The 10,539-nt window shown below is 56.6% G+C and carries 12 protein-coding genes; 5 read left to right on the top strand and 7 right to left on the bottom strand.

Translation table 11 applies throughout. From position 1 onward, the window contains the following. Positions 1-71: 71 nt before the first annotated feature. The 4 genes from RBB63_RS23410 to lpxK form a co-directional block, all read right to left on the bottom strand. Complete coding sequence (locus tag RBB63_RS23410) at positions 72-578, bottom strand: LURP-one-related/scramblase family protein (RefSeq protein ID WP_309387848.1); 507 nt, start codon at positions 576-578, stop codon at positions 72-74. Positions 579-767: 189 nt separating this feature from the next. Beyond that, positions 768-1,295 carry a gamma carbonic anhydrase family protein gene (locus RBB63_RS23405; protein WP_309387847.1) on the bottom strand — a complete coding sequence of 176 codons (528 nt, stop codon included), beginning with the start codon at positions 1,293-1,295 and terminating at the stop codon, positions 768-770. 80 nt (positions 1,296-1,375) lie between these two features. Next, positions 1,376-2,497, bottom strand: a complete 1,122-nt coding sequence (locus tag RBB63_RS23400) for a calcium:cation antiporter (protein WP_309387846.1) — start codon at positions 2,495-2,497, stop codon at positions 1,376-1,378. 92 nt (positions 2,498-2,589) lie between these two features. Beyond that, complete coding sequence (gene lpxK / locus RBB63_RS23395) at positions 2,590-3,828, bottom strand: tetraacyldisaccharide 4'-kinase (RefSeq protein ID WP_309387845.1); 1,239 nt, start codon at positions 3,826-3,828, stop codon at positions 2,590-2,592. Positions 3,829-3,846: 18 nt separating this feature from the next. On the opposite strand from lpxK, the gene RBB63_RS23390 reads away from it, so the two are divergent. From RBB63_RS23390 to RBB63_RS23370, 5 genes are all read left to right on the top strand, one after another. After that, on the top strand, positions 3,847-4,011 hold the full coding sequence (locus RBB63_RS23390) for a hypothetical protein (protein WP_309387844.1): 165 nt from the start codon (positions 3,847-3,849) through the stop codon (positions 4,009-4,011). Beyond that, positions 3,998-5,251, top strand: a complete 1,254-nt coding sequence (locus RBB63_RS23385; protein ID WP_309387842.1) for a nucleoside monophosphate kinase — start codon at positions 3,998-4,000, stop codon at positions 5,249-5,251. Before RBB63_RS23390 ends, RBB63_RS23385 begins: the two co-directional genes overlap by 14 nt. Then, positions 5,251-5,838: a hypothetical protein gene (locus tag RBB63_RS23380; protein ID WP_309387840.1), complete on the top strand. Its 588-nt coding sequence runs from the start codon at positions 5,251-5,253 to the stop codon at positions 5,836-5,838. The genes RBB63_RS23385 and RBB63_RS23380 overlap by 1 nt, the downstream gene beginning before the upstream one ends. A gap of 59 nt (positions 5,839-5,897) precedes the next feature. Beyond that, positions 5,898-7,013, top strand: a complete 1,116-nt coding sequence (locus RBB63_RS23375; RefSeq protein WP_309387839.1) for an aminopeptidase — start codon at positions 5,898-5,900, stop codon at positions 7,011-7,013. Between the two features lie 181 nt (positions 7,014-7,194). Then, positions 7,195-7,686, top strand: coding sequence for a BLUF domain-containing protein (locus RBB63_RS23370; RefSeq protein WP_309387838.1), 492 nt, complete (start codon positions 7,195-7,197; stop codon positions 7,684-7,686). 9 nt (positions 7,687-7,695) lie between these two features. Here the strand turns inward: RBB63_RS23370 and RBB63_RS23365 are convergent, their stop codons facing one another. The 3 genes from RBB63_RS23365 to RBB63_RS23355 all read right to left on the bottom strand — a co-directional run bounded on the left by RBB63_RS23365 (position 7,696) and on the right by RBB63_RS23355 (position 10,263). Continuing rightward, complete coding sequence (locus RBB63_RS23365) at positions 7,696-8,223, bottom strand: hypothetical protein (protein ID WP_309387836.1); 528 nt, start codon at positions 8,221-8,223, stop codon at positions 7,696-7,698. Beyond that, positions 8,213-9,079, bottom strand: coding sequence for a rod shape-determining protein MreC (gene mreC / locus RBB63_RS23360; RefSeq protein WP_309387834.1), 867 nt, complete (start codon positions 9,077-9,079; stop codon positions 8,213-8,215). Before mreC ends, RBB63_RS23365 begins: the two co-directional genes overlap by 11 nt. Before the next feature lie 161 nt (positions 9,080-9,240). Further along, the gene (locus RBB63_RS23355; RefSeq protein ID WP_309387832.1) at positions 9,241-10,263 is read right to left on the bottom strand and encodes a rod shape-determining protein; all 1,023 of its coding nucleotides are present in this window, start codon (positions 10,261-10,263) and stop codon (positions 9,241-9,243) included. Positions 10,264-10,539 lie beyond the last annotated feature (276 nt).

Below are 10,539 nucleotides of genomic sequence, written 5' to 3'. Positions count from 1 at the left end.
GACGCTCAAGCCGCCTTGCTGGACACGAAAAATCACTGCGGCCTGATCGGCCAATCTAGATGAAAAGTGCTCTAGCTGCCGAAGCTGATGTTGATGCCGCCCCGGTCATTGTCTCCATCGTGCAAGACCTGATCGATGACGATGACCGCGCAGAGAATGGCGACGTCGTCCTCGCCGTCCACAATGTCCACGCCGTAGGTGTCCGTCCATGAAAAGAAGTCGCGGGACACGTGTGCGACGTTCTGGCCAGAGCGCTCAAAAACGTAGTCCTTCTGCCAGAAACTGCCGTTGATCGAGTAGTCATTCGGGCCGGGCACATCGAGAAAGAACTCTTTCTTGAACCAGGAAAATTCCTTGGTGACTTCGGCAAAAAGCGCGCCGTTCCGGTAGATCTCAAACCGCGGTTTAAACGAGAGCAACTTCTGGCTGATGAACGCGAGTTCGTTGCCCTGAAGGTCTTGAAAGGATAATTTATCGCCCCAACTGAATGCGCGGCCTTTCACGAAATAGATGGGTTGGCCGAGTGAGTCTTGAATGCTGAAGTCATCGCTGAGACTCCAGAATTTTTCTTTCATCATGTATCGCATAAGCAGTGTTGGGTTTGAGGTTCGGAGTTTACCTTAGCACACCACCCAATCGGAGGCGATTACACTTTGCGTCTTATTTTATAGGGGGATTTGCTTTTATCGTAAATGCAACTAACTCTGCTCGTGTTGAAAGTAGTAGGAGCGCGAGCCCTACATCACGATGCAAAAGCGTTGGACAAGTTATAGACCGCGTTGCTTGAAACCAGCGCTGACCTTCACGTATTTTTCAGCCCAGGCTTTCAGCTTGGCCATCTCGTCGGGCTTCATGACTTTGACGATTTTGCCCGGCACGCCCATGATCACAGAGCCCTCTGGCGCGACGAAGCCTTTGGTCACGAGCGCCTTGGCGCCCACCACACAGTTTGGGCCGATTTCGGCGCCGTCGAGAATCGTGCTGCTCATGCCGATCAGGCATTCGTCACCAATCGAGCAGGCGTGGACCATGGCCAAGTGGCCGATCGTCACGTAGTCGCCGACCACGACGCCGTAATCATCGGCCAGGTGGACCACGCTGCAGTCCTGCACGTTGGAGCCTTCGCCGATGACGATGGAGTTGATGTCGCCACGCAGCACGGCGCCCGGCCAAACGCTGCTCTGCGCCTTCAGCGTGACGTCGCCAATGACGGTCGCATGCGGCGAGACGTAGGCATCCGCATGGATGTTTGGCGTTTGGTCGAGGTATTTGGCAAAACGTTCCTCAAGAGTCATGTCGCTAATTTAGCGCCCTGGCTTTTCCGGTGAAAGTCCAAACGCGCATTTCTCTGGAAACATTAGCTGCCGTTTTGAGCCTAATCAAAGATCAGCAAACAATAGGTGGCGAACAGGATGATGTGGACCAAACCTTGCACGACGTTTGTCTTGGGGATGGAGAAATTAATTGCCGAAACGGCGAGGGTGAGGATCAGCATGATTTCCCCCACCGGCGAAAGGCCGAGCACCACGGCTTTGCCCGTGACCATGCCAATGATCAGCACCGCCGGAACGGTCAGGCCGATGGTGGCCAACGCCGAGCCGAGGCAAATATTCATGGAGCGCTGAAGCTTGTTGTGCGCGGCGGATTGCAGGGCGGCCATGCCTTCCGGCGCCAGCACGAGCGTCGCCACGAGGAAGCCGCCAAGCTCTGCCGGGGCGCCGGCCTTGTCGATGCCGTAGTCAATGATGACGGCAATTTTCTTGGACAACAACACGATGGGCAGCATCGATAAAATCAACAGCACGATGTGGAACGGCACGCTGCGGATGTCCAGATCGCCATGGCCATGGTCGTCGTTTTCGTCGCCGCGAATCGCGGCGGGCGACATGAAAAACGGCTGGTGCTTCATCGTCTGGATCGCCAGGAACGCGCCGTAAAGCGCAACGGTCGCCAGGATAACGAAGATTGCCTGTGTGGTGGAAAAAGTGCCTGGCGCCGTCGCCTGCGTGAAGTTGGGCAGCAGCAGACCGAGCACGGACAACGGTATCAACACAGTCAAAAAAGCATTCGCGCCCTGCAGGTTGAACTCCTGTTGGTGATGCTTGATCCCGCCAATAAACAGCGATAGGCCGACGAGGCCATTGAGCACGATCATCACCACGGCGAACATCATATCTCGGCCAAGCGTGGGATTTTCAGCGCCGGTGAGCATCACCGCCGACACCATGATGACCTCGATCGTGATCACCGACAGCGTCAATATGAGCGTGCCATAAGGCTCGCCCAGTTTGATCGCCAGGCAGTCGGCGTGCTTCACAACGCCAAAGCTCGACCACAACATCACGGCAAAGAGCCAGACGAAGAGCCCAAGGATTTTAGGCGTGTTCGTCAGGTCTTCGAGCCACTCCTTGCCAAAGAGCAGAAAAAGTCCCGCCGAAATCAGGCCGATAATCAGGCTTAGCTCGGCCCGGTAAAATGGTTTGGTAGCAGTAGCCATTACTTAGTTGGGATTAACAGACCGAGTCCCTTTAGAGAAGATTCTTTTTTTGAACAGCAGCACTCTCACACTGCTAATCGCGGCAATGCTTCCTAGCTGGCCTTGCGGTTGGCAAACGGCGAACGCGTGCCGGTGTGGAGCGCTTTTTTAGGGAAGCAAATCCGGGACACGGCGTCGTCAAAGTCTTTCACGCCCCGGAGGATTTCCACTTCGAGCCGAAGGAAGTAAAACGGCGCTTGCTCGGGCACCCATTCCCGCTTTACGCGGACGGCGTCTTTTTCCGTGGTGATGACGAGGTCGACCTGGGCTTCGTTGGCTTCGTCGAAGTATTGCTCGATTTCCCACGCCGTAAAGCGGTGGTGGTCGAGGAAGCGGCGGTTGAAGACGATGGTGGCGCCCAGACGAGTCAGGAACGCTTCAAAACTTTCCGGCGTGGCGATGCCGCTAAACGCCGCCACTCGTTTGCCGCGCAGCCATTCAAGCGGGTTTTGCTCATCGCCATAGACCGTCTGGATGTACTTGGGCTGGTGCGTGCACTCGATGAGTTCGGCGTCGGGCTTGTGCTGGTGGATCAAGTCTTCGAGTTCGGGGTCGGGCACGCCGTCGCTCTTGGTCAGGAAGACGTAGCTCGCCCGCTGCAGGTGCTTGACGGGTTCGCGGAGGATGCCGCGGGGCAGAAGGTTCTGGTTGCCAAAGGGGTTGTTTTTATCGACGAGGAGCAGGTTGATCATCCCGCGCAGGGGGAGGTATTGGAAGCCGTCATCGAGGAGCAGGGTGTCGGCGCCGAAATGGCGAATCGCGTATTCACCGGCCTTCACGCGGTTTTTATCCACCAGCACGACGACGCCCGGGCAATTGCGGGCGAGCATGTAGGGCTCGTCTCCAGCGGTATGGGAATCCAGTAAGATATTACGGCCGTCGCTGACGATCTTGGGGGGAGGGGCTTGGCGATGGGTAATCCAGCGAACAAAGCGTTTGTAGCCGGGTTCTTTTTTACTGCCGTAGCCGCGGCTGAGGATCGCCACCTTGCGCCCGCGCTCGTTCAGCGAGCGGGCAAATTTCTCCACGACCGGCGTCTTGCCGGTGCCGCCGACGGTAAGGTTGCCAACGACCACAACGAGGCAGCCGAGCGGCTGGTCGCGCAGGATCCGCTTGTTATAGAGGAAGAACCGCGTCTGCACGACGCCGCTGAAAATCATGGACAAGCCGCGCAGGAGTCCGCCGGCAAGAGACTCTATGCGCCCATGTCGACGGTCGAAGGCGACGTCGATCATGAACTCCTCCAGGCGCTCCATGCGGTGCTTCCATCTTTCTTTAAATGACAGGTCCATTCAGTCTACCTCAACACCATGAATGAACTTTCCGGGATGAAAAGAGGAATCCGTCGCGTATTTCATGCAGGTGCGTTTTCTGAGCAAGGGTTGGCTATTTTCTCCGATTTAGGCTGGCATGCCGCCGCTCATGTGTTACAACCCGGTCTTAATTGCCCCCACCATCAATATGTCTTCCGCTGACACCGCCGCACAGGATACGACGCCAGCTTCGAGCCAGGCGTCGACCAAGAAAAATGAGACCGAAGTCCAACGCCCACAGGACCTCGAAATTAAGGATGCGCAGCTCATCTTCAATGCCGTCTGGAACGATCTTGAGCAGGAGCATGGCCGTGAAAATCTGATTTTCCCCCGCGAAATTCACTGGCTCAACGGCGCCCCGGGCGCTGGTAAGGGAACCCACACGCGCACGCTGATGGAGTTCCGCGACTTCACCGAAGCGCCCATCGTGGTGAGTGAGCTGCTGAAGAGCCCCGAGGCCAAAAAACGCATCGACGCGGGCATGCTCGTGGGGGACAAGGAAGTGACAATGCTCGTTTTCCAGGCGCTGCTGGACCAGCGTTTCCAGAGCGGCGTGGTGGTCGACGGCTTCCCGCGTTCCAAGGTGCAGGTGGAGTGTTTGAAGCTCCTTTACCGCAAGCTCAACGAGCTGCGCTCCGAGTACCGCGATACGCTGTTAAGCACTCGCTTTCAGAAGCCGCAATTTCACATCATCGTGCTCTTCATTGATGAGGACGAGAGCATTAAGCGCCAGTTGCTTCGTGGAGTAAAGGCCGCTGAACACAACCGCGAGGTCGAGGCCTCCGGGATGGGCGAGCTCAAGGAAATCCGCAAAACCGACTTGAACGAGGAGGCCGCGCGCCGTCGTTATCGCACCTTTAAGGATGTCACCTACGATGCGCTCAAGTCCCTGCGTGAAGTGTTCCACTACCACTACGTCAACGCCTATGGCACGATTGACGAAGTACGTGAGCGCGTCATCAAGGAGCTTCAGTACCAGAGCACGCTGGAGCTGGAGCAGGAGACCTTCGACACGCTTTCGCATCTGCCGTTGGCCAGCGAGATCATCATGCACGCCCGCCAGGAGTTGGTGAAGCGGCTGGACATCTACCAACAGCAGGAAGGCGAAGTCTTCTGCGAAGTCGTGAAGCTGGTGGGCGACAAGTTCATGCCGATCATTGAGCGGCACTCGATTTCGGGTTACGCCATCGTGAACAGCGAGCATAAGGTGTTCAACCACCCCATGGCGACGGCGATGCTTTTGGATATTTTCTCAGAGCGTGGCTACCACGCGACGGTGGATATCCAGCTTGAAGAGATCCCTCACAAGGTAGACCCCAAGACTTTCAAAATCGAGACCCGCATCAAGCGCGTGGTCCGCATTCATGTCCGTTTCCCGGGCTCAGAAATTCGCCGCGGTTAATGATGCGTTTATTGTCGGTTTTCCTGTTTCTGGCCTGTTCGCTGGCGTTCGGCAACGTGCCGATGCGCGACTGCACGCTGAAGGCTCCGGTCGCCGATACCGGGCTCAGCGCAGCGCAGGTTGCGCCTTATCAGCAGGGCAGCCAGGCGGTGCTCAAGGTGAAGGGCTTTCTCTTTCCCCCCGGCACGAACAAGACCATCGACGCGGACCCGACCGAAGAAAACAACACGGCGCTGCGGACGGCGATCAATTACCACCGCAGTCTCAAGACTCAGGGGCTCGATGAGATCGTGCAATACTGGCACCCCGCGCTGCAGAAGACCAAACAGGCGCAGCTCAGCCAACCCGGCGTGATGGACGACACCAAGGCGCTTTTTGCCAACCTGAGCTCCGTTGAGTTGTTGGGCATGCTGGAAATTCAAGGCCGGGAGGTCGTGTTTATACGCTACAGCGGTAAGACGCACGCCTACGTAACCGTGGAGAGCAACGGCGTTTATTACTTGGTTAGCGACCCTGGATTGACGCCGCAAACGAAGATCGCCACCGCGGCATTTGACACTGGAGCGGCCACGATGGCTTCGCGTTAATCTGGCGCCGCCGCACGATTTTCCTTTTCCCAGCTAACGCTTTATTGTTCGCTGGCGTCATGGATTCCCGTTACTTTGATTTGGCCAAGGTCCTGACGTCCTTTTCCACCAAGCTGCAGCGCGGCGAAAAGGTCCTCATCGACGCCTACAATATCCCAGACGAGTTCGTCCTCGCGCTCTGTCGCATGGCTCGCAAACGCAAAGCCTTGCCCTTTGTCGCCTTGCGTGACGCCCGTGTGTTGCGTGAGCTCGTCATCGGTGGGTCTGAAGCGGAATTCGAAGCGGTTGCCGACTTTGAAATGCACCGCATGAAGAAGATGGACGCCTACATCGCCGTCCGCGGCAGTGATAATATTTTCGAAAGCGCCGACGTGCCGCCCGCCCAAATGCAGGCCTACATGAAGGCAATGCGCCCTGTGCTCAACTATCGCGTCAACGAAACCAAGTGGGTCGTTTTGCGTTGGCCGACGCCATCGATGGCCCAGCAGGCGCTGATGTCCACGGAGGCCTTTGAAGACTTTTTCTTCCGTGTTTGCACCTTGGACTACGCGCGCATGAAGCCCGGAATGAACGCGCTGAAGCGCCTGATGGAGCGCACCGACAAGGTCCACTTAAAGGGGCCCGGCACAGACCTGCGGTTTTCGATTAAAGACATTCCGGCGGTTACTTGTGGCGGTCAGTACAACATCCCGGATGGCGAGGTCTTCACGGCGCCGGTTAAGGATTCCGTGGAAGGCGAGATCACCTACAATGCGCCGACCGTTTACCAGGGCGTATCGTTCGACAACGTGTATTTCAAATTTGAGAAGGGGCGCATCGTAGAGGCCAAGGCCAGCGGCAACGAGGACAAGCTCAACGCCATATTGGACAGCGACGCGGGCGCCCGCTATATCGGTGAGTTCGCGATCGGCTTCAATCCGCATGTGCTGAAGCCAATGCGCGATATCCTGTTCGATGAAAAAATTGCCGGCTCGTTCCACTTTACGCCTGGTCAGGCTTATGAGCAGGCGGACAACGGCAATCGCTCACAGGTGCACTGGGACCTCGTCAACATCCAGCGCCCGGATTGGGGTGGGGGCGAGATTCACTTCGACAACAAGGTCATCCGCGAAGACGGCATTTTCATTCCGAAGGCGCTGCACAAGCTGAATCCAGATTTCCTGCTGGGCGAGTAGTTGGGGCCGTTTGGCCCTCAATGATACAGTGAAATCGTTTGATTCGCTGATTGTTGGCAAATTAGCCCAAGAAATAATGGGAACCCCTCATTATTGAGGGGTTTTGGCTGGCGTTTGCCCGCCAAATCGTTACATTGGGCTATGTCTGAATGAATAGATAACCCCATTTTATTATTCCCCAATGTTTAGTTCGATTGTCTATATTAGCGATGCCGCCTACACGTTTGATCCTGCAGGTTTAAAGGAGCTTGCAGATCAGTCCTCGGAGAAAAATTTGCGCATCGAGGTGACCGGCTATGTCTATTATAACAACAATCAGTTCATGCAGTACATGGAAGGGCCAAAGGAAGCTTTGCTCCCTCTCATGGAACAGATACGCCAGGACTCACGTCACACCGTACTTGAAGAGATACACGATCAAGGGCGTCCCCAAAGGCTCTTCCCGGGCTGGAATCTTCGTTGGCTTCAAGAACGCGATTTGCAGCCGTTGAATATCGAGCATACAATCACCGACTTCATGGGGGAGAAGGCTGTTTTCAGCGATGTGTCCGCCTGGGAAAAGCATGTTTGGCAGATGGTGGAACTGATGGCGGAAAATCAGCGCCTGATTCCCGTCAAAACCGGCCCAATTGTTTCCAGTAGTCTGGATGATTTGCTGGAGGCTGGACTTTAAAAAATTTCGCTATTGCGGCGGCGCGTCAGAGCGTGGGTCTGATCCGGTGAACAGCATCAGCCCATACTGGAAGTCGATGAACCAACTGCCAACTGGGTAAATCAGCAGGCCGGATATGAGTGCGTCGACCAAGATGCGTTGGGTGTAGTGCTCGCCCAAACTCGCCTCAGGCGCCAGTAGAATGCTCTGCGCCATGATGAGTAGGGCATTGACCACTACAAGTGACGTTAGCAGTTGGAACCGGCGGAAGCGTCGCAGTTGACTGCTGAAATTGCGGAGGATTACGTAACCGCCGCCAAGTATGACCAGGAATGGAGTCACTGGGCCACCGTAGGGCGCCTGATAAGCCAAGGCGGTCGCAAAACAAAGCAGCACCCCCCAACGTGGCGGCGTGTGCAGGGCGGGCAGGAGCACCAGCAACGCAGGGAGGCTTATGTAAAATCCCACGAGCGAGGTGGCGTCATTCACCATGCGCAGGAGAATGATCAGCAGGATATTGCAGATCAAAAAGAGCGGCCAACGGAGATCAATTTCCATCGACGGCTCCCATCTCCAGCGGTTCGACGGCTAGCTCTTGACCGAATGGAATTACCACCGCGACTTCACGCAGGGCGGATAGCTGAGGGCTCAGGCGCACGGATCCTTTTTGGAAATAGCCATCGGACCCCGGCTCGAGTGCGGTGATCTCGCCAATGGTTAACCCAGCTGGAAAAATGCCTCCCAGCTCCGATGAGACCAGTTTACGTGGTTCAGCGGGCGTAACGGTGATGGTGGGGGGGACATTGAGCGCCTCGCCTCGCGGTGGGCTGAAGGGCGCATTGACCACGCCGATGTAGGTCACTGGCGCGGCTTCACCTACGACGTTGGCGGCCATGCGAAAGCCTGGGCTGCTGACGAGTTCGACGACCGCCGTGTAGGCATGCACCTCGCGCACACGACCAACGACGCCGCCGTTGTAGATGACCGCCGCACCGACCGGGATGTTGTAATTCTTGCCTTTGCGGATAATCAACTGATGCCACCAGGCGGAAATGTCGCGCTGCGCCACGCGGGCCACTTCGTAGCGAAACTCGGGGCGCGACGGCAGCTCCAGCAGGCTTTCGAGGCGGGTGATTTCCGCGTCCTTGGTCAGGTTTTCCTGCTGGGCGACTTGGTATTTTGAATTGAGCCGCGACAAGTCCCGCCCCGCCTCAATCAGGTCATTTTTCGAGCGTGTGCGCAGCGACCAGTAGGTCTGCAAATCCTTCACATAGCCCTGGGCGGCGATCATCGGCGCCTGGAATTCATAAAACGCATTTTGCCCAAATCGCTTTACCACTGCCGGCGTCAGCATCCAGATCGCCAGGAAGATCAAGAGCACCAAAACGGGCTTTAGCTGGCGAAGGAGTTTCATGAAGGGGAGATTAAAGTGAGCAAATTAAAAATTAAAGATGCATAATGCTGGAGCGTTAGCCAACCTCATCGGCCGCTGCTAACACATCTAGTGAGTGCAAGAAAACAAGGTCCTCAAGCCCTTTAATTTTTAATTTGCTCACTTTAAACTGCGTGGCTCCGCTACGCCGAATCACGCAACCACCAGCTCAAGTCCTGCAAGACAATGCCGGTGCCATTGGCGACGGCGGACAAGGGGTCTTCGGCGAGGATGACGGGCAGGCCCGTGGCTTCGCTGATTAACTTGTCCAAATTGCGGATCATAGAGCCGCCGCCTGCCATGACAATGCCGCGGTCAACGAGGTCAGCGGACAATTCCGGCGGGCAACGCTCCAGCGCGCTGCGGACCACTTCGATAATCGAATTGAACACATCAGCCAGCGCTTCGCGGATTTCCTGCGAGGTGATGTGCAAAGTCTTGGGCAGGCCTGCCACGGAGTCGCGGCCCTTGACCTCCATGGTCAGCTCTTCTTCGAGCGGGTAGGCCGAGCCGACGCGGATCTTGATTTCTTCCGCCGTGCGCTCACCGATCATCAGGTTGTAGGCGCGCTTCATGTAGGCGATGATGGCGTTGTCCATTTCGTCGCCGCCCACGCGGAGGGAGCGGGTGAAGACCACACCGGCCAAAGAGATAATCGCGACTTCCGTCGTGCCGCCGCCGATGTCCACAATCATGTTGGCGGCTGGCTCTTCAATCGGCAGCCCCACGCCAATCGCGGCGGCCATGGGCTCTTCAAGGAGGAGCACTTCGCGGGCGCCCGCATGGATGGCGGACTCCTTCACGGCGCGGCGTTCAACTTCGGTAATGCCGCTCGGGACGGCGATCACCACGCGGGGCGGAACAAATTTCGTGTTGTGCGCAACCTTCGTGATGAAGTGGCGCAGCATGGCTTCGGTGATCTCGAAGTCCGCGATGACGCCGTCTTTCATGGGGCGCAGGGCGGTGATGTTGCCTGGGGTGCGGCCCAGCATGCGCTTCGCTTCGATACCGACGGCGCGGACTTTTTTCGTGTTGTTATACACGGCGACGACGGAGGGCTCGCGGAGGACAATGCCCTTGTCGCGGACGAATACGAGGGAGTTGGCCGTTCCCAGGTCAATCCCGATATCGTTAGAGAAAAAGTTCAGCACAACCGATCTAGGCACGAACGGCGCATGGTTGTCAAAAATAAACAACGGGTGAACAAGGGGTTAGGCGAAATATATACCCTAATTTTGGGGGCTGGCGCCCGCTCAGCTCTCTTTGGCTGTGTCCGCTCCTTGCAAACCACTATTGCGCTGGCCGGTAACTTGTAGCGCATTGGTGGGCAGCGAGTGTGAATTGACGGTTTCGCCCTTTGGGTTGACTAGAGCACTTTTCATCTAGATTGGCCGAGTCAGGTGGGTTAGAGATTGGATGCAGCGCAAGGCGGCTTTGATTGA

The sequence above is a fragment of the Cerasicoccus frondis genome (genome assembly GCA_031296915.1).
Taxonomy (GTDB): Bacteria; Verrucomicrobiota; Verrucomicrobiia; order Opitutales; family Cerasicoccaceae; genus Cerasicoccus; species Cerasicoccus frondis.
This window is presented reverse-complemented; position numbering and strand designations above follow the sequence as displayed.